A 24,431-nucleotide genomic window follows, 5' to 3' on the forward strand; every position below is an offset into this window, starting at 1 on the left:
TGGTGCGCCAACCGACTACTTGGTGCCGGTCGACGGGAAGTTGAACTGTTCGGCGCGCTGTGGGATCCAGAACGCGAGCACCGCGGTGAGCAGCGTGGTGCCGATCAGGAAACCGAACGCCGCGGTGTAGGAGAACGCGTCCGCCAGCCAGCCCATCGCCAGCGGCGCGATGACGCCGGCGACCTGGCCCCCGAAGTTCGTCATCCCGGCACCGAGTCCGGCCACCGCCGTGGGAAGCACCCGCAGCGGAAGGCCGAAGACGCACATCGTCGCCATCCCGAACACTCCGACGGCCAACGTCTCGTAGACCGTGAATGTCACCGCGCTGCCCGCCGACACCATCAGGGCGAGCAGGACCGCGGTCACCGTCGCGATGGACACCAGGTACCACCTGGCCTTGTCATGGAAGTACCGGTCGAACAGCCAGCCGCCGAAGATGGTCGTCGCGAAGCCCACCAGACTCGGGATCGCCGACAGCACGCCGGTCTCGTTCAGCGACAGGTGTCTGGCCTCGAGCAGATAGCTGGGCACCCAGGTGACCAGGCCGTAGCTGAGCATGTTCATCGCGCAGAACAGCACCGCGAACTTCCACACGGCCGGGGACTTCAGCACTTGCGCACGCGAGACTTCGGGCGTCGTCACCGCCGTTTGCGGGAGCCGGCTGAGCCGGTCCGGCAACGCCTTGGGCAGGAGCGCCCACAGCCCGATGCCGATGGCCGCGCCACAACCCGCCATCCAGAGGAAGGTGTGCCTCCAGCCGATGGTTGTCAGCAGCGGGGCGACGAGCAGGGGTGCAAGGCCGGCGATCCCACTGGCGGACAACATCACGCTGGTGGCGGTTCCCCGTCTCTGCGGTGTCGTCCGTTCCGCGATGGCTTTGAACGACGCTGCCGGGAAGGCGCCCTGACAAGCACCGAACAGGCCACGGAACAGCAGGAGCAGACCGAAGGTGCCGGCCATTCCGGTCAAAGCGGTGAACAGCGACCACAGCAGGAGCGTGATCAGCATCGGTTTGCGGGAGCCATACCGATCGGCCAGGTAGCCGGCCGGTATCTGGCAGATCATGTAGACCAGCGCGAAGACGGTGACCAGCGAGCCCTGCGCGGTCTTGCCGAGATGGAACTCCTCTCCGATCGACGGCAGAGCCATACTGATGGAGAACCGGTCGATGTAGTCGATCGACCAGGCGCACAGCATGACCACCATCGTGATCGTTGCTGTCCGGTTGACCCGCTCAGGTGTCCAGGTGTCCTCGGTGACCACCGCGTTCATGGTTGCCTCCGTACCGCTGCGTCGGGGGTGATGGCCCATCCTGGACATCAGGTGACGCAGCGGATTCGTGGAGTTCCACAAACCTTCAGGTGGTGTTCGGGCGGTGCGGACGAACGTTGACTCGTTGCGGCGTCCGGCTTCTACTCATGGTGCCGGACCGGGTGGAGCCGGAGTTGCAGCATCGCCGCGAACCGCTCGCCAGGGTCGTCGAGGTTGATCTCACCGACCTCTGCGACCCGTCGCAGTCGGTACCGGAAGGTGTTGGGGTGCACGTACGCCGCGCCGGACGCGGCGGCCACATCGCCGAAGGCGTCCAGCCAGCACGACAGCGTGTGGACGAGTTGCGACTGGTGCCGGGCGTCGTAGTCGAGCAGGCGGGCGACGGGCCCGGTCGCCACGTCCCCGCGCGCGGCGGCCAGATCGGCGAGGTCCAGCATGAGCGCGTCGACGTGGACGTCCTCCGCCGTGGCCACCCGCCGGGCGCCCCCGTTGGCGAGCAGCACCCGCAGCGCCCGGTCCGCGCCGTCGCGCGAGCGGCTGAGTCCGGAGCCGTCGAGTGCGGGCGGACCGATGCCGATCGCCGCGTCCACGCGCTGCCCGGTGCGCTCCAGGAAGGTCGACGCGACGCGGATCGACCGCTCCTGGCAATCCGCCCGGCCTCCCGGCATCGGCACGATGCCGTAGGCCACGTCGCCCACCAGCGCCACGGCCGAGCGCGCCTGGACCGCACTCAGGTGCATGGCCAGCGCGTCCGCGACCCGCTGGCGGTCCGCGACCCGGCGCAGACCGTCCTCCGTCGACGGATCGGCGTCCGAACCACCGAACAGACCCAGTGCCAGCACGATCGCGGGCTGCCCCACCAGCCCGAGCCGCGCAATCGCCTCCGGTGCCCCCGCGCCGCCTTCGAGCGCGGTGCTCACCAGGTCGGCGCGCAGGCGGCGCTCGACATCGGCGCCCGCACGCAGACGCAACATGTGGAGCGCGACGAGCTTGCCGGCGTCGATCAGCGCCTGCGTCCGCTCTTCGGACAAGGGCCCGGGCACCGCCGCCCAGATCGAGCCGAGGATCTCGTCGCCGGCCCGCATCGCCAGCGCCACCCGGGGAACGGTCATCGTCTCGTCGTGGAGCGGATCGACGTACACAGGTGTATGGCCGCGATGGAGACGCTCGAAGACGCCGTTGCGCGCCAGGCCAAGCGTGAACCGTTCCGGTACCTGGCGGCCCAGGATCGTCTCCACTCGGGACTGGTCGGCCTCGTCCTGGCGGCCGGAGAAGGCAAGCACCCGTGAGCTGCGGTCCTCGATGGTGACCGGCGCGTCCAACAGCGCGGCCACGGCGTTGGCCAGCGCGAACAGGTCGCCCGACGGCATGCCGCCCAGCGTCTGCGGTGAGATGTCGCCGACGTCTCCCTCGACGAGCAGGGTGCGGAGCATGGCGGCGACCTGCGCCCACGAGGCGCCTCGGGTGAGTCCGAGCAGTGCGACGCCGGACTCGTCGGCGGCCCGCCGGATTTCCACGGTCGCGGTGAAGGGTGACCGGACGACGAGCGCCGCAGCGCCCTTGCGGCCGAGTTCGTACAGGAGGCGGACCACGTCATCCGGTTCGTGGAAGCCCACCCCCAGGACGACGGCCTGGGCGGGGAACTGCGCCTCGTCGAGCGGGTCGTGGATGACTACGCCGCTCAGCTGCCGGCGCGTGCCCCCGCCGCCGGCTATCGACTCCAGCAACACGTCCCCTAGGTCCTCGAGAACGCGCGCCAGGCTTGTGTGTGGCTTGCCAGACGTCGGTGTCAGCACCGCCCAAAGGTAACTCCGGCCGCACCGGAACCTGCTGGTCCGATCCGACCGGATTTCACGGCGAGTTCGTCGCGTGCTACGAACCGAGCCACACCGTCGAGGTCGTGACCTCCGCCAGCAGGTCGGGAATCGGGGTGACGCCGAGGCCCGGCCCCTGGGGCACGGGCAGGTGTCCGTCCTTCAGGACGAACGGTTCCGTGATGTCGGTCCGGTAGAACCGGTCCGACGCCGAGGTGTCGCCGGGCAGGGTGAACCCGGGCAGCGAGGCGAGCGCGACGTTGGCCGCCCGCCCGAGCCCGGTCTCGATCATGCCACCGCACCACACGGGGATCCCGTGGGCGGCGCAGACGTCGTGCACCCGCCGTGCCTCGAGGTAACCACCGACCCGGCCGGGCTTGATGTTCACGATGCGACAGGCACCCAGCGTGATCGCGTCGGCAGCGGAACGGGCGGACACGATCGACTCGTCGAGGCAGATCGGCGTGCGGATGCGACGGGCCAGCTCGGCGTGGCCCAGGAGGTCCTCCTCGTCCAGGGGCTGCTCGATGAGGAGGAGCTCGAAGGGATCCAGTCGGGCGAGCTGGGACACGTCGGAAAGGGTGTACGCCGTGTTGGCGTCGACCTGCAGCAGCACATCGTCGCCGAAGCGCTCCCTCACCGCTCGCACCGGCTCGACGTCCCAACCGGGTTCGATCTTCAGCTTGATCCGCATGTAGCCGGCGTCGAGATAGCCGCCTACGGCGTCCAGGAGTTGTGGGACGGAGTCCATGATGCCGACCGAGACCCCGCAGGGCACGGAGTCCCGGGTGGACCCGAGCGCGGTGGCGAAGGACAGGTCGTGTGCTCGGAGTTCAGCGTCGAGCACGGCCATTTCGAGTGCGGCCTTCGCCATCCGGTGACCCTTGAACCTGGCCAGGCGGGGCGCGACTCGGCTCGCGGTGATCTCGCCCTCCATCAGGGCCGGGACCAGGAAGTTCCGCAGCACGTGCTCGGCCCCGTCGACGTACTCCGAGGAGTAGAGCGGCTCTTCCATCGTGACGCACTCGCCCCACCCCTCGCCGTTCGGTGTCACGACTCGTATGAGCAGCAGTTCCCGTACGTTCTGCGTACCGAACGACGTCCGGAACGGTGCCACCAAAGGCATCTGGACACGCAGAAGTTCCACACCATTGGGCTTCATGACGACTTCTCCCTTGAGACCACGTACCAGCCGGCACGATCGAATCCGATGACCCTGGCTCCCTCCGCCATCAGGCCTCCCAACACCTCCCGCAGCGCGACGCGCCACGCCTGGCCCTGATCCGGGTCCGTGCGCCGGAGCGTCTCGATGTCGGGCGGCACGGCGACCAGCACGACCGGCCCGTCGGCCACTGCGGTCAGCGGTCCCCCGTCAGGTGCGACCGACAGGGCAGAGGCCGCACCGCGCTCTCGCAGCGCGGCTACTTCGACTCGGGCAGCCCCACCGAGCGAAGCGGCGGACGCCGCCGGGCCGGAAAGCTCCCAACGGACCATCAGCCGATCCGTGTCACCGGCGCCGTTGATGCCATCGCGCATCGGCCCGTAGAAGTCGGGCAGGTAGCGCGCCGGGCCGGCGCCGAGTTTGGCCAGGTTGAAATACGCGTTCCGCCGCACCAGGGGATCGAACGTCCAGGTGACCAGCGAGACGTCCTGGCGCAACGCCCAGGCGCGCTGGTGCAGTTTGAGGGCGAATCCGATCCCCCTCCCGAGCCCTCGCGGCGCCACGCCGGCGATGTGGCTGTGCAGGCTCGCCGTGGCCGGGCTGCCGAAGAAGCCGAGGCAGGCTCCCAGCAGCTCCTCCCCTTCGTACGCGCCCGCGACATAGTTCCCCGCCGCGGCCATCGCCCGCAACAGCTCTGTCGTCACCGGTTGGGCACCGGTGCCCGGCTGCCAGATCGATGCGAAGAGCCGGCAGACACCGGTCAGGTCGGACACCTCGGTCAGGTCCCGGATTTCCACACGTGAGGCGGCGGCAGCAGCGGTCGCGGCGGCCAGCGCGGCTGCGCTCACGGCCGGGGAAACCAGACCTGACTCATAGGTCGCAAGATCTCTCACGGGACTTTCCTTTCCGGGCTTACCGGGCGGGTCACCGTGGTGCCGCACCAGGGTTGTCCGCCGCGTTCGTCGTAGCGCACAGAGTTCACTTCGCCAGCACGGCGTCGATCAGGGCGGTGAGCAGGGCGGTGCGCCGTGGCAGTTCGGCTACGACGACGTGTTCGTCGTCCGCGTGCGCACCGCCGCCCACGCCGCCGAGGCCGTCGAGGGTGGGGATCCCGAGGCCGGCGGTGAAGTTCCCGTCCGAGGCGCCACCGACAGCGGCCGCGGTAAGAGCTCCGAGGCCGAGTTCGGCAGCGATCGTTGCAGCGAGGTCGAACAGCCTCGACGACGCGTCCGCCTGCAGCGGCGGGCGGTTGATGCCACCCGAGATGCGGATCCGCGAGCCCTCGAGTACGGGGCGGAGGTCCCGCACGGCCCGGTCGACCCGCCGCTGCTCCGCCTCGTCCCACACACGTACGTCGACCGCCACGCCGGCGCCTGCGGGAACCGTGTTGGTCGTGGTGCCGGCGGAGAGGACCGTCGGCACGACGGTCGTGCCCCGCTCGGCGTCGGCCAGTGCCGCGACTGCGAGGATCTGGTGCGCCGCCTCCACCCCGGCGTTCACCCCCTTCTCCGGTTCGAGCCCGGCGTGCGCGGCCCGGCCGTCCACTTCGATCCGGTACAGGGAGGCGCCTTTGCGGCGGCACTTCAACGCTCCGCCGCCTGCCGACGCCTCCAACACGAACACCGCGTCGCAGCCGCGAGCCTCTTCCTCGATCAGCCGCCGCGACGACGGCGAGCCGATCTCCTCGTCACCGGTGACCAGGATCGAAAGACCCGACCGGTCCCCGGCGGCAGCGGCGGCGTGCAGCGCCATCACGACACCCGCCTTCATGTCGAAGCAGCCCGGCCCGCGCAGCACTCCGTCCCGGACGGAATACGGGTGTGTCTCCAGCGATCCGGTGGGCCACACCGTGTCGTGGTGTCCGAGCAGCAGCACACGCGGCGCCTCGCCGAACCGCCACCTCAGGTGCGTGCACCCGTCGATCACCACGCGATCCGGTTCCGTGTCCAGCAGCCTGCGCCCCAGTGCCGCCACAACGTCTGCGCTGCGGGCGACGGCTTCGTGATCGGACGACGGCGACTCGCACCGCACCAGGGTCTCGATGTCCGCGACGAGGGCCTCCACCGCCACCTCGGCGCGCGTCGCCGTCATCGCGGCTCACCTCGCAGCGGCTGTCCGGGAAGCGCGTCGACCTGCAACTCCCCCGCACTGACCACCGGGACACCACCGACAAACAAGTGCCGCACGCCCACAGACGGCCGCGTGGGGCCGAAGTAGGTCGCGCAATCGGTGATCGCCACGGGGTCGAGTACGACGATGTCGGCGTCCGCGCCGACCCCGAGGTGTCCTTTCGCCCGAGCGCCCGGCGCCACCTCGTCGAGGACCCGCGCCGGCAGGTGGGCACACCGCCGGAACGCCTCCGGCCAGTCCCAGGCACCGCTCTCCCGCACCATCACGCGCAGCGTCTTGGTGAACGTTCCCGCGGTGCGCGGGTGCGTCGTTCCCCCGGGCGGCAGTGGCCACTCGGTGCTGTCGTTGCTGCCGTCGGGCCAGAAGACGGGCATCGCGTCACTGGCGACAATCGCGTCCGGGAAGGCCAGCGCCTGGTGCAGCATCGCGAGCTCGCGCGGGTTGCCCTCGTCGAGGAACTCCAGAATGCAGGGCGCCCCGGGGTCGCTGTTCCGCAACTGCCGCAGGCGCCCCTCGTCGGCGATGCGCTCCCCCGATTCGAGCATCACGACACTCGACGGGGACAGGCCCTTCATCCGCAGGTGTTCGGCGTCGAGGAAGGCCGCTCCGATCGCCGTGCTGCCGGCCCCGTACGGGTAGGCCTCGACCGTCACCCGAGATCCCGACCGCCGTGAACCGTCCAACGCGCCGAGTACCCGGTCGATGTGGTGGCCCGAAGTGCTGTTGACGTGGCAGTGGTGCATCGCTGCGCCGGTCTCGGCCGCGGCGATGACGATCTCCTCGGAGCCGTCTGCGGGAGTTCCGGGATCCACCTCGACCAGCTCGCGGACGTGGGTGTACGTCGGCACGCCGGCCTTCGCGGCAAGCCGGGCGACAGCAAGGAACTCGGCAGGCTCACTGTGGGGCGCGTACCCGAGGAGGACTCCGATGCCGAGCGCTCCGGCGCTCAGCTCACCCTCGATCAGGGCCAGCCACTCGGCGAGTTCACGATCGGTGGAGGAGCGCTGCCATGCGCGGTTTCCCAGCACCGCGAGGCCGCTCCCGATCTGTGCGTCGGGCTGGATGCCGGCGAGCACCTGGGCCCGGGCACCACCCCACGAGGCGGAGAAGCCGTAGTGCAGCGGGCGTCCGTCCGCGGCGGCCTCGGCGTACGCACGTCCGATGGGCATGAGGCCCGCTTCCAGGTCGAGGGCCGTCGTCACGCCGTCCATGGCCTGCAGCCGCTGCCCCGCGATGGAGTGCACGTGGCTGTGCAGGTCGACGAACCCCGGACCGACGACCAAACCCGTGACGTCGACGACCGCGCATCCCGGTGGCGCGTCGAGCCCTGCGGCGACGGCGCTGACCACGCCGTCGGACACGAGGACGTCGGCGATGCCGTCGAACCCTGTTCCCGGATCAATGACACGGCCGCCACGCAAAAGTGTCTGCATGCTTTCGTCTCCTCGTCGAGGACGCACTGGAGCACCTGCTGGCCTCCAGTGCGACCCTAGGAGGGAGATCAGGCACCGCTGTTGGTCCAGGCCGACGAATCCGTGACGGCCTATTCATGCACCCCGACGAACCCGGCACGAAGTACTGCTTCTTCTCCGGGCTGGACATGCCCGGGACGACCGAGCAGCGCAAGATACCGGGACGATGCGCCCGGCATCTTGCCCTGCCGGAACGGCTACTGGCGTCCGGCCGCCGCTTTGGTGGGATGGCTGCGGAGCAGCGCACGCGTGGCAGACCGGTGGCAGCGATGCGAGGAGGAACAGCTGGCGTTCTACGACTTCCCGGCCGAACACTGGATCCACCTGCGGACCACGAACCCGATCGAGTCGACGTTCTCCACGGTCAAGCTCCGCACCAAGGTCACCCGCGGAGCCGGCGGCCCCGCCGCTCTTCACCTGCCAGCTCGGTGAACGGTCACGATGCAACAAGAAACGCGACCGGACAACGCGCTGCGGGAGCTGGGCATGGAGTGGGCGTGACACCGCCGCCGTCCGGCCGTTGAGCTGGACCGCGCGAGGCCCCGGGACACGCGCAGCGGTCACGACCAGCCCTGACGCGAGCGCAGCCGTCACGACTGGCGCCGCCCTCGGCACCGCCGGCGCCTCCAGCAGCCCCCCTGTCACCCTCGTGATCGCGGACGACGACGAGGTGACCCGCAGCGGTCTGCGCACGCTGCTCGGGATGCAGCCGGGGATCACAGTGGTCGGGGAGGCTGCCGACGGCGTCGAGGCCGTCGAGCGGGCGCGGCAGTTGCGGCCGGACGTGGTCCTGATGGACGTGCGGATGCCGCGCCTCAACGGCATCGAGTCCACCCGGCAGCTCCTCGCGGAGTCGGCCGAACCGCCGAAAGTCGTGGTGATCACTACCTTCGAGAACGACGGCTATGTCACCGCCGCACTCAGCGCCGGGGCCAGCGGCTTCGTGCTCAAGCGGCTCCCGGTCCCGCAGATCGCGGAAGCAGTGCGGGTGGTCGCGGCGGGCGAGGCGATCCTCTTCCCGGCGGCCCTGCGCCAGATGGTCACCGCCCGCCCGCTGGGCTCCGCCGAGGCGCTGCCGCAGGCGGCGCTGACGGGCCGGGAGGAGGAGGTGCTGCGCTTGATGGCCACCGGCCTGTCCAACCCGGAGATCGCGGAGTCGCTCACGGTGAGCCTGGAGACGGTGAAGACCCACGTCGGGAACGTGCTGACCAAGCTCGGCGCGCAGAACCGGACCCACGCGGTGGTGATCGCGTACGAAACCGGCCTGGTCGTGCCCGGGGTCGCGGGCTGACGCGACATCAGGTGGCCTGACCCGGCCTGCCTGTGCCGCTGAACGCGTCCGGGGCAGTCCACGCTCTGGACGCCTCCCCACCCCGGGGCAGGCCCGGCTATGGGAACTTGGGGAGTTACCCGCCCTCGCGGCGGGAGAAGTCGGCCGCGTAGGAGTTTCGGGAGGCCCTGCCGATGGCCCGGCCCTCCTCGACACCACCCTGTGCAAGCAGTGAGCGCACCGGTCGGCCCGGCTATGCGGTGTTTTTGTCGCCGCACGGGTTGCCGGTTGCCGCGCGGGCGGTGACCAGCCCCGATTCGTAGGCCGCGATGACCGCCTGGGCGCGGTCACGGACGTCGAGCTTGCCGAAGATGCTGGTGATGTAGTTCTTGACCGTGGAGACGCTGATGTGCAGGTCGTGGGCGATCTCGGCGTTGTCGAGACCGATGGCCATCAGACGCCACACCTCGACCTCCCGGGGTGTGAGTTCGCCCAGGTCGGTGGGGAGTGGCTGCGACGCGCCGTGAGGGGCCCGTACGTAGGTGGAGATCAGCCGGGTGAGCAGACGCGGCGCGACGACGGCCTCGCCTGCGTGGACGGTGCGGATCGCCGCGCTCAGGTCCTCCGGCGAGCTGTCCTTGGGCAGGAACCCGCAGGCTCCGGCGCGCAGGGCACCCACGACGTACTCGTCCATGTCGAAGGTGCTGAGGGCCAGGACCCGGCAGCCGGGCACGGTGGCGGCGAGTTCCCCGGTCGCGCCGACACCGTCGAGGACGGGCATCCGGATGTCCATCACCACGACGTCGGGGCGCAGCCGGCGGGCGAGGGCGACAGCCTGCGCGCCGTCCTCGGCCTCTCCCACGACCTCGAAGGACGGGTCGGGGGAGAGGATCAGCGACAGGCCGCGCCGGACCAGCGGCTGGTCGTCCGCGATCAGCACTCTGATCCTCGGTGTGTTCGGCCGGGTCCCGGTCATCGGTGTGCCCCCTCGTGCTGGACGGCTGCTTCGGCCGCCTCGTCCGTGGTCAGCGGCAGGTCGGCCACCACTGTGAACCCACCGTCGGCCTGCGGGCCGACGGCGAGGGTACCGCCGTGCAGGGCGACGCGCTCGCGCATGCCGATCAGGCCGTAACCGCCCGAGCCCACCGACGACGCCCCCTCCTGCGGCGGTGTGCTCCCACCGTCGTCCCGCACTTCGACGGTGACCCGATCCTGGCGATACGTCAGCCGTACGGACGCGCGGGCGGGACCCGCGTACTTGCGGGCGTTGGTGAGGGCTTCCTGGGCGATCCTGAACACCGTGAGGCCGACGGTCGGCGGCAGCGGGCGCTGCGGCCCGTGGACGCTGAACTCGGTCGGCAGTCCGGCAAGGCGGGATTCGGCCACCAGACGGTCGAGGTCGTCGACGCCCGGCTGGGGCTGCGACGGCGCGGACTCCGGTTCGTCACCGGCCCGCAGCACATCGAGGAGCTGGCGCATCTCGCGCAGGGCGAGCCGCCCGGAGGATTCCAGGGTGACCAGGGCGTCCCGGACCACCTCCGGTCGGGCGAGGTTGGCCCGGGCTCCGCCGGCCATCAGCTGCATGGTGGTGATGTGGTGGGCCACGATGTCGTGCAGCTCCCGTGCGATGCGGCGGCGTTCGTCGGCCACCGCACGGTCGGCGAGAAGTCTGCGGTTCGCCGCCACCTCCCGCTGCCAGCGGTTGACCGCCATGGCGGTGCCGACGACGATCAGGACGGAGAGGGGCGTGACAGCGGCGTCCTGCCAGGGCGGAATCCGGCCGTGGCTCTGGCTCAGCAACGTCAGCGACACCGTCGCGACGGCCGCGACCGCTGTCACCCGGCCGGTGCAGGCCCTGGCGACTGAGTACAGGGCGACCAGCAGGACGGCACCGAAGTGTCTGGGCAGCGGCGCGGTCAGGGTGGCTGTCGTATCGAGTGCCAGTACGGCAGCGAGCGCCACCACCGGGTGGCTGCGCCGGACGAGCAGCGGCAGGGCTGCCAGCGCGACGAGGAGGAACCCGGCCACGCTCACGGCGTATCGGCCGTCGGGGTCGTCGAAGAACACGTAGCTGAGCAGGTTCATCGCGCAGGCCCCGCCGGTCACGAGTGCGTCGTTGCGGGACCACGGCGGCCCGGCGCTGTCGATGTGCAGCGGCTCCCGGGCATCGCCGGGCCCGATGTGCCGGCGCCTGCGCATGTCTGTTCTCCCTGTGTCCGGCCTTACGGCCTCCGGTACAGAGTTGCACAGCAGCTGCAGCGGCAGCACTGGTGGCAGCACCGTCGGCGGCAGCTCGCGGCCCGCGACCAGGATGGGGACCAGGACCTGGGTCCTGGTCCCGGGCCGGGGCAGGACCCAGGGCCCCGGCCCGGATCATCCGCTGCCAGGACGCTTCCCGGCCCCTCGGGGTGATGGTCTGGATACCGGCCGGGAGCCCCCGGTAGACGTCCGCATGCAAGTCCGTCCGCCGGAGGACATCGTGATCCGCGCCCTGACCGGATACTCCACCAGACACCCGTGGAAAGTCATCGCCCTCTGGGCGGTGCTGGGTGTCGTGCTGAGCGCCCTGGCCCCGACACTGATCGGCCGCGTCACCCAGAACCAGACCGGGGATTTCCTGCCCAAGAGCTACGACTCGGCCGCCGCCCTGGAGATCGCCGAGGAACAGTTCGGGGTGAACCCCGACGCCACCACCGTGACGATGCTGGTCGCCCGGTCCGACGGCAAGCCTCTCGGCGCCGCCGACCAGAAGCGGGTCGAGGCCGAGGCGGCGAAGCTGGCGCAGCGCCGGGTGATCATGCCCAGGGAGGACGACAGACCGAAATTCCTGGTCCCGGACCGCTCCCAGACACCCCGGATCGCCCCGGCGATGGTGGCACCCGACCGGAGTTTCGAACTGCTCTCCGTCGAGCTGATCGGGAACCGTACGGACAAGGGGGTCCAGGGCGTCTACCGGGCCTTCCGGGACGCCGCCCGGACGCAGTTCTCCGAGGCGGGGATGCGCACCGGCTTCACCGGAAGTCTCGCCGACACCGTCGACACCACCGATTCCCACGAGACCGCCGCGAAGGTCGGGGGCGCCCTCCTCATGGGGCTCATCCTGCTGATCAACGTGCTGGTGTTCCGCAGCGTGCTGGCGGCCCTGCTGCCGCTGGTCGCGGTCGCCATGATCATCGGCGTGGCGGGGGGAGCCGTCGCGGGTGCCGCGATACTCACCGGGCGCAAGCTCGACGCGGGCACCCCTGATCTGATCAGCGTGGTCCTGCTCGGCATCGGCATCGACTACCTGCTGTTCCTGCTGTTCCGCTTCCGCGAGCAACTGCGCGCCCGGCCGGAGCAGTCCGCCCGCGAGGCGGCCGGGCAGGTCTCGGGACGGGTGGGCACCGCGATCACCTCGGCGGCGCTGACCATCGTGGCCGGGTTCGCCACACTGGGCGTGGCGACCTTCGGCCAGTTCCGCTCGCTGGGCCCCGCCATCGCCGTCGCGGTCCTGGTGATGCTGCTCGGCAGCCTCACCCTGCTGCCGGCGCTGCTCGCGGCCGCCGGGCGCAAGATGTTCTGGCCCTCCAAGGCCCTTGGCCACGAGCCCGACGAGGGCCGTGCCGCCCGCTTCGCGGCGCGGGTCGCACGACGACCGATGACGGCCACGTTCGCCTCCGTCGCCCTGCTTGCCGCGCTGGCCGCCGGGCTGATCGGGATCCGCATGGACTACGGCCAGGGCAACGCCGCTGCCAAGACCCCTGCGGCGGCCACCGCGACCGAGATATCCCGCGCGCTGCCGGCCGGAGTGTCGGACCCGACGAGCGTCTTCGTCACCGCCACTGACGGCGGCACCCTCACCGCAGGCCGGCTCGACGGCCTCTCCCGTGCTCTCACCCAGGTCAAGGGCGTGGGCCAGGTCGCACGGACCGTCCTGAACAAGGACCACCGCGCCGCCCGGATCGACCTCTACCCGACCGCGGACCCGCAGAGCCAGCAGGCCCGCGACCTGGCCTCCGGACCCGTGCGGGCAGCGGTCGCCCAGCACACACCCGCCGGAACGACGGCACACGTGGGCGGAACGGCGGCGATCTACGCCGACATCTCCACCGCCGTCGACCACGACCTGAAGATCGTGTTCCCGGTCGCGGCCGCACTGATCGCGCTGATCCTCCTGCTGCTCCTGCGCAGCCTGCTCGCACCGGTGATCCTGATGCTCTGCGTCGGGCTCGGCTTCGCCGCCACCCTCGGCGCCGCCACCCTGCTCTTCCAGCACGTCCTCGGCAAACCGGGCGTCAACTTCTCCCTCCCGCTCGTGCTGTTTCTGTTCGTCGTGGCACTGGGCACCGACTACAACATCCTGATCAGCGACCGGATCCGGGAGGAAATGCAGCGACCGGGCCCGGCCCGCGCCGCCGTGGCCCGCGCGGTGCAGCACACGACACCGGCCATCGCGACCGCAGGCCTGGTCCTTGCCGGCTCCTTCGCCACCCTCGCCACGACCCCGGGCAACGAGCAGATCGCCTTCGCAACGGCGCTCGGAATCCTGCTCTCCGCGCTCGTCCTCTCGCTGGTGCTGGTCCCCGCCCTTGCCGCACTCCTCGGACGGAGCATCTGGTGGCCGGTCCGCCCACGGCCCACCAAGGGCGGCCACCCGCAGCACCGTGCGAACGCACCTGCCCCGGAACCCGACCGGGTCATGATGGCGGACTGACCGAACGGCTCAGGTGACCCGTGAGCACCTCATCTGTCCGGCGTGGCCCCGCATGGTTGAGCGTGCGCACCCGTGACAGCCACCAGATGTTTCAAGAGCCGTCAGAAACACCCTAGAAGCCCACTGGAAATCTTGAAATCGCGCCCGGCCCAGGCAGGTTTGCCCCATCGATATTTAGGGGCGAAGCGGTTGAGTCAGGCAGTCAGAACAAGATCTTCATCGGACTTCTAGGTCCACAGCAACGAGGTGCCTGGTACCGAGCCGAAGCCGACTTCCGCGCCGCCCTGGACACCGCGTTCCGCGCCACCGACCGTACCCACCAACCCAAGGAGACCTGTGACCATCCTCAGCCCCACCGCGCGGCGCGCCTCCGCCGCGAGCCTCACCCTCGCCGCCTGCTTCATCACTTCCCCCGCCCTGGCCTCAGCTTCAGAGGCCCCCGCCAAGAACGGCACCGGAGCCGGGCTCGACCAGTACTACCGGCAACACCTCGGCTGGGGCAGCTGCGTCACGGGCCCCGTCGACACGACGGGCCGCGATCTGGACAAGGCCGGTGTGCAGTGCGCGGATGTCACCGTGCCGCTCGACTACGCCCACCCCGCAGGGCGCACGATCACCCTTGCGATATCCCGGCTCAAGGCCACTGACACCCACCACCGCATCGGATCGATCCTGCTGAACAACGGCGGGCCAGGCGGACCTTCAGTCCAGTCGCCGCCGGACGTCCGCAAGGCGATGAAGGACGTCGGCGCGCGCTACGACATCGTCGGCTTCGACCCACGCTTCGTCGGCCGCAGCACCCCACTGGACTGCGGCTGGCCCGTCGGCACGTCCTGGTTCTCGGCCGGCACCAGCCGGGCAGGCTTCGACCGCCAGGTCGCCCTGCAGAAGAGCCTTGCCAAGAAGTGCCGCACCCACGACGCCTCAGTGCTGCCGTACATCAGTACCCGCAACACGGCCCGTGACATGGATGTCGTCCGCGGCGCGCTCGGCGAGCGGAAGATCTCCTACCTCGGCTACTCGTACGGCACCTACTTGGGCACGGTTTACACCCAGATGTTCCCCGGCCGCTACGACCGCGTCGTGCTCGACGGCGCGGTCGCCCCCGCCGACTACGGCCCCCGCCTGACGAAGGGCACCGAGCGCGCGAGCCAGAAGGCGCTGTCCGCCTGGGCCGCGTGGGCGGCGGACCACGACGCCGAATACGGCCTCGGCCGCACCCGCGCCCAAGTGCTCACCACCGTCGACCGCGTCCTCAAGACGTCCGCCAGCGGCCCGCTGACCGTCGGCACCGGCTCGGACACCTTCCGGATCGACGACACCCAGGTGCCGGTCCTCCTCTACTCCAGCATCGGGGACGACACCGACCCGACCCGGGCGTTCCTCGCCGAGCAGCTGGCCGTGCTGAGCAGGGCCGCACGGGGCACGGCGCCGACGCCGCTCTCGCCGGAGTTCGCCGCGACGCTCCGGTACCTACTGCACAGCGCGGCCGAACCGTCGGGAGTCCAGGCCGCGGTTCTCTGCGGGGACGTGGCCGCCCCGCGCGACCCCGAGGTCTACTGGCGCGACATCGAACGCAGCCGGGCCGCGCACCCGGTGTTCGGACCAATGACCAACAACATCGGCCCCTGCGCCTTCTGGGACCGCCCCCGCGAGGAACCCACCCAGGTCCGCCGCGACGCCCCGGTACTGATCGTGGCAGCCACCGGCGACCCCCGCACCACCTACAAGAGCAGCGTGACCCTGCACGAGCAACTGCCCGGCTCCAAGCTGCTCACCCTCAAGGGCGCCAACCGGCACGCCCTCTTCGGCCGCTACGGCAACGCCTGCGTGGACGACGAGGTCAACAGGTACCTGGCTACCGGCAAACTGCCGACGAAGAATCAGACTTGCGTCAAGCGCGCCGATAAGGCGTCTTCGTCGGATTTGATGACGACGAAGGCGTTGTCCGCGCCGATGGGGGCGTCGATCAGCATCAACACCGCAGCGATCACTGGTGTAGCCGCCGCGCTGATCGTCGCTGGTGGCGGCACCGCCGTCGCAGTACGCCGCCGCAAGACCCGCCGCGCCGCCTGAGCGGAACCGGCGCAACCCAAGGGCGGCATCCTCTCGGCGGGGCGCCGCCCTTCGCCAGCGTCTGGCCCACCGTCATCCGCCCCCAACCCCCGAACCGCTCCCGCACCATCCGGACCTCGGTATCGGCCAGCACTCCCGAACCAGCCAGGGAGCACTGCGACCACTGAACCGTTCCGGGTTTGATCGAGGCTCGGTGTCCTGCGACGCGCCGGCGGCGACTGGACGACCGCCGGCATCACGCACCCAGGTCCGCAGCGTCTCGGGTTGACGTTCAGATCAGCCGCGACGTCCTTGAACGTCCGCCTGCCGGCCGAAGCCCGCCACAACGCGATCGCGTCGGACCGGAACTCCGCACTGTACTGCCGCGGCGCCCCCGAACCCGGACACTGGGTCAGAACGTCACTCGCGGGCCCGCCCCGCGCGTACAGCCGGCTTTGTCGGCGCGGACCCGGTCGGGCCGGGTCCGCGGACGCCCCGAACCCAGGTGGGCCTGGACCTCACCGGTCGTCAGGCCCTTCGCGGACAGCGAGATCACCATCTCGTCCACGCCGGACAGGCGCTTCTGCCGCTTGCGGACGATCTTCGGCTCGAAAGATCCGTCACGGTCACGGGGCACGGATATCTCCACCGGGCCGACGTCCGTGAGCACGGTCGTGCCACGGGTGCCGTTGCGGGAGTTCCCGCCGTTCTTCCCGGCCGGGTCGTGCTTGTCATAGCCGAGGTGGTCGGTGATCTCGCCCTTGAGAGCCGACTCCAGCAGCCGCTTCGTCAGCTGTTGCAGCAGCCCGCCCTCACCGGTCAGTTGCAGACCCTCGGCCTGGGCACGGCCCACCAACTCGTCGATCAGTTGGTCGTCCAACCCCTTCGCCGGCTGCGGCTCAGCCGCCTCGACGGACTCGGCCTCAGTCACGTTGTCACTGGTCATCGATGCATCTTCCTTGATCAGGAGTTGCACCGAACGATTTACAGTCCCGCCCCCGGCCATCGCCTGTTGCGACTGCACCCGTGCAACGCGCGTTGACTGCACGGAACTTGTATGGTGGCGGACCGGTGTTGGCTCTTGAAGAGAGATGGGTGTTGTCGTGCCTGACAGCGAGGCGATGCGCACGGGGGTAGGGCGCCATGCTGCTGCTCGTGGAGGACTGCGAGTAGGCCGTAGACGCGCTGTAGGGTTGTCAGGGCCGCTCTCGCCCTCCCCGGCATCACCCGGATCAGGCTGCCCTCAGCTTCAACCCGCCTGCTGCGACAGGAGGTTGGTGCAGGTCTTCCACCTCCACTCGAACCAACAGCGCCTCACGGCGCAACCAGAAATTGAGCCAGAACCCGTTCTCGTGAACATCGACTTCGGCAGCGGCGGGCCGCCTCGGAGCGCGCCGCTGCCTCGCCCCCCGCGTGACTGACGGGGCGGCAGCCTCCATAACCTGTCTGGGACTGCGCTTGATCGACAACGAGGAGGTCCCGTGCTCTCGCTGTTCGGGCTTGGTCCTGCCGAGGAGGAGGTCTATCGCCTCCTGGTGGCCCAGGCCGGCGCCAACGCCGACCTGCTGGCGGCCGAAACCGGCCGTGCACCGGCGGAGATACTGCCGCTGCTCGCCGCACTGGCCTGGCGCGGCCTCGCGGTGTCCGGTGCGGACGGAGAGCCGTCGGTGGCCACGGTCTTCACCGCCGCGCCCCCGGCCATCGCGCTCGGCGGAACGTTGCGGCAACGCCGCGACGACCTGCGGGCAGCCGAGGAGGCCCTGCTCGCGCTCACCGAGGAGTACCGCAACGCGGCCGCTGGCGGCGCCATCGTCGAGGTCATCACCGACCCCTGCGCGGTCCGGCACCGCTTCATACAACTTCAGGAGTCCGCCCGGCACGAGATCCGGGCGATGATGGTGACGGAGACCACCGTTGTGCAGCGCGAGCACAACACCGCGGAGACCGCTGGTGTGCGCCGCGGCGTGCTCTACCGCACCATCGTGCAGCGCGACATGCTCGGCCAGCCGGGCGTGGTCGGCGAGGCGCTGGACGCCCTGGCGGCCGGCCAGCAGGTCAGCGTCGCGGAATCGGTCCCCGTGAAGTTTATGATCGCCGACCGAGATGTGGCCATGGTGCCGCTGATCCCGGGCCGCCGCACCTCCCCCGCCTCCATCCTGGTACACGCCTGCGGGCTGCTGGAGTCCTTACTCGCGAACTTCGAACTCGCCTGGGAGCGCGCCTACCCGCTCTCTCCCAACACCGTGGGCGGCGTCACCGAGATCCGCCCCGACGGCCTGGACGAGATGGACGCCCGAGTCCTCGCCCTCGTCCTGGCCGGCCTCACCGACCAGGCCGCCGCCGGCCAGCTCGGCGTCTCCCGCCGTACCGTCCAGCGCCGCATCGGCGAACTCATGCTCAAGGCGGGGGCCGAAAGCCGAATCCAGCTGGGCTGGATCGCCGCCCGCCGGGGGTGGGCATGACAAGTGCGTCGCGCCCGGCGGCAACGCCGGTACCGCCCGGCTGATGCCCGCCTGCCCCACACGGCAGGGTGTTCGTCACCCACCGCCGCTGGCGCGGATGGCGTCGGGTGCAGTGATCAGCAGGTGCGCGATCTGGTTGAGCGTCGCAGTGCGGGCCTTAGACCGCGGAGCGTGCCGCGGTTTGCAGAGCGCGTATCCCGGCGATGGCCCCGCCCTTCGGAGCGCTCGTCGCCCGTCCGGAGACGACGGCTCGGGCGGGCGACGTAGGCGTCGATCCGGTCGGACTTGCCGATCCTGCGGCGTTCCGCCTTGTCGGGCCGGTTGACCTCGATCACGGTCAGGCCAGCCTGCCGTGCGGCATGTGTGTGTGTGTGAAGCCCGAGCCGTAGGAGGACGTGCCCTCCACACCGGCGGCGGCGACTTTGCCGTAAGCCTGCAGGAAGGCGATCCCGGCAGTGTATCCGGCCGTGTTCGTCGGGAATTGGGCGTCGGCGAGGTGCCCGCCCGGTCACTCACCACGCCGACGTGGATTGCGTCGGCGTGGGAGTCCACCCCGCCAACCACCGCCTGATCCGTGGTGTCCGCCGCCTGTATGCCTGTCATGCTGGAGACGCCTCCCTTGCCGAAGGTAGCTCCGGCCGAAAAGGGCAGACAGGACAGTCAGGGGGCCTCTGGCCAGACTCCTACGAGGTCATGCTCCGCCCGGCCGGAGCCTCGGGAACCGGGCCCCAGCGGTCGGACAGATCAAGGCAAGGACAGTCCAGCAGGACGTCAGTCAGTGATCGGGTCACGACCACCGGGGACCCGTGTACCACTATGACTGTCAGTGATCGTGGAGATGGTCTGTTGGACACCTCCGCCCGGTAGACCTCGGCCAGGTGCGCGGAAATCTCCCCGTGGGTGAGGCCCTTCGCGGACAGGGAGGGCACCATTTCGTCCACGCCGGACAGGCGGCGCTGCCGCCTCTTGACGATCACGTCGGGCCTGGCGAGCGGGGACCCGACGGTGATCAGGGCGTCCACTTTCACATCGTGCCGCCACAGGGCTGTCGTACGCCACGACGGTTCCCAGGGAGTGAGCGATCAGTACGGTGGGCGAGGTGCGCTCGATTGCCTCCACGAGCCGCGCCTGGACCGCTTCGCGGGTGGTTGAAGAAGAAGCGGGCGATCAGACGCCGGACGGTGTCGTTGTCCAGCCCCTTGCGGCGGGCCACCGCATCGGCGACCCAGCGCAAGGGAGTGGCGATGCGCCCTTGGGCCTCGTCAAGGTTCACGTCGTGCATCTCGGCCCATCGTCGGGCGGCGTCGGGTAGCAGGTGGTCCAGATCCTCGCCCTGGGCCCTGCACGCCCGACATGCGCGTCTCCAAGATCCGGCCCCGCATCGTGCCCGTGCCCTATAGCTCCCACCCCACCCTGCCATCTGCCCGGTGCGCGCCTGGAATGCCTGGAAGGAGGCCGCCGGCCTCGCCAACGAGCCCAACAGCCCTGCATTCCGGCGGCTGCACTTACGTTGGCACACCGTCATGCAGGGCGGACTGCAGCTGGAATCCGTGGGCGACGTCATCACTCGCGCCGGCGAGCGCGCCGGAATCGAGATTTGCTTCACCGGCCACAGCCCTCGCCGCGGACTGGCCACCTCCTCCCGCGTCAAGGGCCACGTCCGGATCGTCATCGCCAAGCAGGGTGGCTGGGCTCCGCACTCCAAGGTCCTCGCCGGGTACATGGAGATCGCCGACCAGTGGGAGAACAGCGCCCTGACCGGCGTGTTGTAGCGACACACAGCGGAGTCGGCTGCGTGCTTCACACCAGCGGCAGCACCGGCCTGGTGTCCGGCATCCCCAGCAATTCCCTTCAGGGGTCACGCCAGACAGTTATTCCTCCATCATCGCGCCCGAACTGGCCGCCGCGATCCTCAAACGCCCGGCCGACCAAGTCCGGCAAACCGCGGACGAGCTCGGGCTGTGTCCGCAGGACCTGGTGGAGCTGGGTGTCGTCCGCGGCATCGTCGAACCGACGGCTGAGTCGACGAGCGGCGCCGTCTCCCGGGTCCCACGGGAGACGGCGCCGTCCTGTCATTCGGGGTTGCGCCGTGTACGGCTCACACCATGGCCCCTGCGGCCGGAGCGCGTCACTTCACGCCGACCGCCCGGATGATCTCCTGGGTGACCTGGCCGCCCCGGTCGTCGCGGGCGGATGCGCGCAGCGAGATGAACTGCGCGTCCGCGGGCACCTTCAGGGTGCCGCGCCAGGCGGCCTTGTTCCCGTCGCGGTCCAGGCCGACGGACGTCCAGGTCCGGCCGTCGTCGTACGACACCTGGAGGGTGCCGTCGCCGATGGTCCCGGTGTCCGGCGCGCCCTTGACGTACTCGGAGTAGATCCCGACGGGCAGGCGCTGCCCGGCGCGGACGTCGCCCGCGAGGTCGGTGTCGACGTCGAAGCCGAGGTTGAGCAGCGGCAGGACCGTCCACCTGTCGGCGGGCGTCTCGGCGGACTTGAAAGTCCACTCGGAGTGGCCCTTCGTAGACAGCTTCCAGTGCTCGGGGTCGAGCGCGGTGTCGGTGACGACCTTGTAGGTGCGCTCGGCCGGATCGGCCTTCCGCGCGTACCCTGCCGAGCCGGTGCGCCGGTCGACGCGCACCCCGTCGACGTAGACCTCGGTGGTCTGCTGGATGGACTTGTCGTTCCACACGTCGCCGAAACCGGTGTGGTCGGGTCCGGAGTCGCCCCAGCCGGGGGTGTTGAACTGGAGGTCGTTCCCGGCCCGCTGCTGGCCCCAGGCGAGCCCGGTGCCGAGCCAGGGGTGCCAGACCGGCTTGAACCAGTCGACTTCACTGCGCGTGCCGCCCCGGTAGGTGACCAGGCCGCTGCGCTCCTCGATGGCACGGGGCACGGTGATCACGGACTCGTGCCACTTCTGGCCGGGGCCGGTGGAGACGTAGGCGGTGCGCTCGGCCGGGTAGTCGATGCGCTCCAGGAAGCCGACGCCGTAACGGAAGGTGTCGGTGATGGAGAAGCGGAACTCACCGCCCTGGGCGGGCTTCACCGCGTGGAACTTGTCGTCCAGCCGGGCGAGTTCGCTCTGCTTCGGGGTGTACGTCAGGTTGCCCGGGATGGCGCCGGGGTGGCCGTCGGACAGGTCGTAGACGTAGGGCGTGTTGCGGGTGCTCGTGAGTTTGACGCGCTCGCCGGACTTGGCCGCGGCCAGCAGCCGGGCGCCGTCTGCGGCGTTGACCGTGGCGATAAGGAGCGACCGGTCGGTGCGGTCGGCGTTGCCGAACCAGGCCATCAGCCGGCCCGGCTTGTCGTCGGTGACGAACAGGGCCTTGGCGCCCGCGTCCTGGGCCGCCTGAGCCAGCTCGACCGGCGAGATCGCTCCGGTCGCGCGGACGACGACGGCCTTGCCGCGCACGTCCTTGCCCGTGTAGTCGGCCGGCGCCCCGCTGCCCGCGTCGACGACGGGCACGGTGCTGCGGCCGTCGGTGAGGGCGCTACCGGACTGGACGGTGGCACCGTCCAGCGGCCTGCCACCCGCCTCGACCTCCAGGTGCGGCTTGCCGAGCCGCCAGACCGTGCGGTACTCGAAGGTGCCGTCGGTGACCTTGTCGGTGGGAGCGGCGAAGACGCTGTCGTAGGTCAGGGGCACCTGTACCGCGCCGAACAGGTCGGCGCCGTTCGCCTTGCGGCTGTACTCCATGAGCAGCTGCCGGGTCTCGGTACGCCGGTCAACCTTGGCGCTGATCTCCTTCAACTGCCGCCCGTCCAGCGTGACCTCGCGGTCCTGGTCGAGGGTGACCTCGGGGGCGGCGAGGAAGCCGAGGCCGAGCGAGTCGGCGCCGTGGCTGCCGCGCACGTCGAGGAAGGACGTCAGGCTGTACGTGCCCGGGTTCAGCCGCAGCTCCAGGGTGCCGGAGTCGCCGACATACGCCGGGAACGGGTCGCTGCCCTTGGCGAGTTGCTGCAGCACGAGGTGTGCGGCGGTCGCGGCGCCGTCGCGGTCCTTGAGGTGGACGGTGAGCGTGTACCGCTCGTTCTCCTTCACCAGGCCGAAGGCGGTGTGCGCGACGGGGGCACCGTCGGCGCTCGCCACGATCTGTCCGCTGGTGTTGCCGACGGCGGCCTTCGCGCCGTCACCGGTCACCGTGGTGGACGCGGTGCCGTGCGCGGGCACGGTCAGCGACATGTCGGCGAGCGAGACGACGCCGTCGGGAGCGCCCTGCGCGGCCAGGCTCAGCTCGACCGGCTGGTCCGAGGAGTTGGAGTAGGTGAGCGTCTTGGTCACCGGCTTGTTGTCCGCGTAGGGCCAGCTGTAGAAGCCCAGGTCGGCGCTGCCGGTCGCGGTGATCTGCGCGTTGATCGCGGCGGGCACGGAGACCCGGCCCGCGCCCAGTGCGTACGCGGACGCGCCGAGCTGCTTCGAGGTCGACATCAGCGCGTCCTTGAGCTGCGCGCCGGTCCAGTCGGGGTGCTTCTGGGCGAGCAGCGTGGCGACGCCCGCGACATGCGGCGTCGCCATCGACGTACCGCTCAGCGAGGTGTAGTAGCCGCTGCCGCTGATCAGCTGGGAGCGGGCGGCGAGGATGCTCACGCCGGGCGCGGACACGTCGGGCTTGAGGGCGTTGTCGCCGGTGCGGGGGCCCTGGCTGGTGAAGGACGCGGCCCGGTCGGCGGAGTCGACGGCGCCGACGGTGAGCGCGGAGTCGGCGGCGCCGGGCGAGCCGATCGTGCCGGGGGCGCCGGAGTTTCCGGCGGCGATGACGAAGAGGGCGCCGGTCTCCTTGGAGAGCGTGTTCACGGCCTGCGCCATCGGGTCGGTGCCGTCGCTGCCCTCCGATGAGCCGAGGCTCATCGAGACGACCTTGGCGTGCACGTCCCGCGCGGCCCACTCCATCCCGGCGATGATCTGCGACTCGCTGCCGAAGCCCTGGTCGCTGAGGACCTTGCCGACGGCGAGGGTGGCGTCGGGCGCGACACCCTTCTCCTTGCCGTCCGACGCGGCGCCGCTACCGCCGACAGTGGAGGTGACATGGGTGCCGTGTCCCTTGCGGTCGGCGACCTCCTGCCCCTCGATGAAGCTCTTCGACTGGGAGACGCGTCCCGCGAGATCCGGGTGCCCGGCGTCGACGCCGGTGTCCAGCACGGCGACCGTCACGCCCTTGCCGGTGAGTCCGGACTCCCAAGCCTGCGGCGTGCCGATCTGCGCGTTGGACTCGGCCATGTCGCCCTTGACGCGCCCATCGAGCCAGATCTTCTCGATTCCGTCGGCGAAGCCCGCGCCGCCCGAAGTCACCGCGTGGGCGGCGGGCTTGGCTGCCTGCGGGGCCACGGACCGCCAGAACGCGCGCTCCTGGCCGGCGCGGACCGCGGAGCCGCCGACGCTGGGCAGGGACCGCACCTTCTCGGCGCCCTGCGGCACACTCGGCGCCGTCCGCGCGCTCCTGCCATAGGTGACGATCAACGGCAGCCCGTCCGCCGCGCCTTCGTCTCCGTCGGCGAAGCCCTGGCGTATCAGCTCGGTCACGTCGAAGAGCCGCGCGTCGAGGGTGCCGGCGCTCAGATAGGGCAGCGCCTCGTCCGGGACGACGGTGATGCGGCCGTTCGTCGTCTCGGTGCGGACGGCGCCGGTGGCGCCCTTCGGGCGGTCCACGCTGACTGTCTTCCTGCCTTGGCCAAGGTCGGTGACGGTGACCTTGTCGCCGGTGACAAGCGTGACGGTGTGGGTGGCGTGGGCAGTGGCCGTGGGGCGTGCGGCGGCTTCGACGCTGGTGTGCGCGGCCGCCTGGCCGCCGCCGTCCGGTCCGGCCGCGGCGGCCTGCCCCGCTGTACCGGCCGGGAGCAGGACGAGCGCGAGTCCGGCCGACAACAGCCCGGCCCTGCGTCTCGGGGGAACTCTGGTCATGGATCCCTCTCTTCATCGGACCCGGGAGGGGATGATTCCCGAGTGCTGCGAAGAGTGTGGTGGGGTCTGTGGCGCACGGACCTGGACGGGTCCTGGCGGGAATGGGCATGGCGCCTTCCCGCCAGCGTCCGCTGCGATGCACGGCCGCACGTGGATTGCGAACCGGATGGCCGGCACAAGTGCTGTCCGGGATATTGCGGCGCGA

15 protein-coding genes and 5 pseudogenes are annotated in these 24,431 nt (G+C 70.4%); 8 read left to right on the forward strand and 12 right to left on the reverse strand.

Annotated elements, in window-relative coordinates:
• Window positions 1–15: 15 nt before the first annotated feature.
• The 6 genes from ACFVV1_RS33015 to ACFVV1_RS33040 form a co-directional block, all read right to left on the reverse strand.
• The gene (locus tag ACFVV1_RS33015; RefSeq protein WP_389996999.1) at window positions 16–1,272 is read right to left on the reverse strand and encodes an MFS transporter; all 1,257 of its coding nucleotides are present in this window, start codon (window positions 1,270–1,272) and stop codon (window positions 16–18) included.
• A 140-nt stretch (window positions 1,273–1,412) separates the two neighbouring features.
• Window positions 1,413–3,002, reverse strand: coding sequence for a PucR family transcriptional regulator (locus ACFVV1_RS33020; protein ID WP_389997001.1), 1,590 nt, complete (start codon window positions 3,000–3,002; stop codon window positions 1,413–1,415).
• A gap of 142 nt (window positions 3,003–3,144) precedes the next feature.
• Complete coding sequence (menC, locus tag ACFVV1_RS33025; protein ID WP_389997004.1) at window positions 3,145–4,248, reverse strand: o-succinylbenzoate synthase; 1,104 nt, start codon at window positions 4,246–4,248, stop codon at window positions 3,145–3,147.
• Window positions 4,245–5,141 carry a GNAT family N-acetyltransferase gene (locus tag ACFVV1_RS33030; protein ID WP_389997007.1) on the reverse strand — a complete coding sequence of 299 codons (897 nt, stop codon included), beginning with the start codon at window positions 5,139–5,141 and terminating at the stop codon, window positions 4,245–4,247. Before ACFVV1_RS33030 ends, menC begins: the two co-directional genes overlap by 4 nt.
• Before the next feature lie 85 nt (window positions 5,142–5,226).
• Window positions 5,227–6,339, reverse strand: a complete 1,113-nt coding sequence (locus ACFVV1_RS33035) for a M20 family metallopeptidase (protein WP_389997010.1) — start codon at window positions 6,337–6,339, stop codon at window positions 5,227–5,229.
• A complete protein-coding gene (locus tag ACFVV1_RS33040; protein WP_389997013.1) occupies window positions 6,336–7,811 on the reverse strand; it encodes an amidohydrolase family protein in 1,476 nt (491 codons plus the stop codon). The genes ACFVV1_RS33035 and ACFVV1_RS33040 overlap by 4 nt, the downstream gene beginning before the upstream one ends.
• 102 nt (window positions 7,812–7,913) lie before the next feature.
• Here ACFVV1_RS33040 and ACFVV1_RS33045 point away from each other — a divergent pair.
• A pseudogene (locus tag ACFVV1_RS33045) lies at window positions 7,914–8,261 on the forward strand (transposase); the annotation flags it as partial.
• 238 nt (window positions 8,262–8,499) lie between these two features.
• Window positions 8,500–9,141: a response regulator gene (locus tag ACFVV1_RS33050; protein ID WP_389997016.1), complete on the forward strand. Its 642-nt coding sequence runs from the start codon at window positions 8,500–8,502 to the stop codon at window positions 9,139–9,141.
• Between the two features lie 232 nt (window positions 9,142–9,373).
• On the opposite strand, the gene ACFVV1_RS33055 is transcribed toward ACFVV1_RS33050, so the two are convergent.
• Both ACFVV1_RS33055 and ACFVV1_RS33060 read right to left on the reverse strand, forming a co-directional pair.
• A complete protein-coding gene (locus tag ACFVV1_RS33055) occupies window positions 9,374–10,096 on the reverse strand; it encodes a response regulator (protein WP_389997019.1) in 723 nt (240 codons plus the stop codon).
• Window positions 10,093–11,319 (reverse strand): sensor histidine kinase, encoded by a 1,227-nt coding sequence (locus ACFVV1_RS33060; RefSeq protein ID WP_389997022.1) that lies wholly within the window; start codon window positions 11,317–11,319, stop codon window positions 10,093–10,095. Before ACFVV1_RS33060 ends, ACFVV1_RS33055 begins: the two co-directional genes overlap by 4 nt.
• Window positions 11,320–11,572: 253 nt before the next feature.
• Here ACFVV1_RS33060 and ACFVV1_RS33065 point away from each other — a divergent pair, with 253 nt between their 5' ends.
• Both ACFVV1_RS33065 and ACFVV1_RS33070 read left to right on the forward strand, forming a co-directional pair.
• The gene (locus ACFVV1_RS33065) at window positions 11,573–13,813 is read left to right on the forward strand and encodes an MMPL family transporter (RefSeq protein ID WP_389997024.1); all 2,241 of its coding nucleotides are present in this window, start codon (window positions 11,573–11,575) and stop codon (window positions 13,811–13,813) included.
• 336 nt (window positions 13,814–14,149) lie between these two features.
• Window positions 14,150–15,889, forward strand: a complete 1,740-nt coding sequence (locus tag ACFVV1_RS33070; protein ID WP_389997027.1) for an alpha/beta hydrolase — start codon at window positions 14,150–14,152, stop codon at window positions 15,887–15,889.
• 237 nt (window positions 15,890–16,126) lie between these two features.
• Here ACFVV1_RS33070 and ACFVV1_RS33075 read toward each other — a convergent pair.
• Window positions 16,127–16,284, reverse strand: a pseudogene (locus ACFVV1_RS33075) (transposase); the annotation flags it as partial.
• An 89-nt stretch (window positions 16,285–16,373) separates the two neighbouring features.
• Window positions 16,374–16,814 (reverse strand): annotated as a pseudogene (locus ACFVV1_RS33080) (transposase); the annotation flags it as partial.
• 535 nt (window positions 16,815–17,349) lie between these two features.
• On the opposite strand from ACFVV1_RS33080, the gene ACFVV1_RS33085 reads away from it, so the two are divergent.
• Window positions 17,350–18,330, forward strand: a complete 981-nt coding sequence (locus ACFVV1_RS33085; protein WP_389997030.1) for a helix-turn-helix domain-containing protein — start codon at window positions 17,350–17,352, stop codon at window positions 18,328–18,330.
• An 822-nt stretch (window positions 18,331–19,152) separates the two neighbouring features.
• Here the strand turns inward: ACFVV1_RS33085 and ACFVV1_RS33090 are convergent.
• Window positions 19,153–19,307, reverse strand: a pseudogene (locus tag ACFVV1_RS33090) (transposase); the annotation flags it as partial.
• A gap of 122 nt (window positions 19,308–19,429) precedes the next feature.
• Here ACFVV1_RS33090 and ACFVV1_RS33095 point away from each other — a divergent pair.
• The 3 genes and pseudogenes from ACFVV1_RS33095 to ACFVV1_RS33105 all read left to right on the forward strand — a co-directional run.
• Window positions 19,430–19,642 (forward strand): hypothetical protein, encoded by a 213-nt coding sequence (locus ACFVV1_RS33095; RefSeq protein WP_389997032.1) that lies wholly within the window; start codon window positions 19,430–19,432, stop codon window positions 19,640–19,642.
• A gap of 115 nt (window positions 19,643–19,757) precedes the next feature.
• A complete protein-coding gene (locus ACFVV1_RS33100) occupies window positions 19,758–20,102 on the forward strand; it encodes a hypothetical protein (RefSeq protein WP_389997034.1) in 345 nt (114 codons plus the stop codon).
• Between the two features lie 88 nt (window positions 20,103–20,190).
• Window positions 20,191–20,361 (forward strand): annotated as a pseudogene (locus tag ACFVV1_RS33105) (acetyl-CoA carboxylase); the annotation flags it as partial.
• Window positions 20,362–20,458: 97 nt separating this feature from the next.
• Here the strand turns inward: ACFVV1_RS33105 and ACFVV1_RS33110 are convergent.
• Window positions 20,459–24,226: a S8 family serine peptidase gene (locus tag ACFVV1_RS33110; RefSeq protein WP_389997037.1), complete on the reverse strand. Its 3,768-nt coding sequence runs from the start codon at window positions 24,224–24,226 to the stop codon at window positions 20,459–20,461.
• Window positions 24,227–24,431: the final 205 nt, after the last annotated feature.

Source organism: Streptomyces sp. NPDC058092, from assembly GCF_042884935.1.
Classification (GTDB): Bacteria; Actinomycetota; Actinomycetes; order Streptomycetales; family Streptomycetaceae; genus Streptomyces.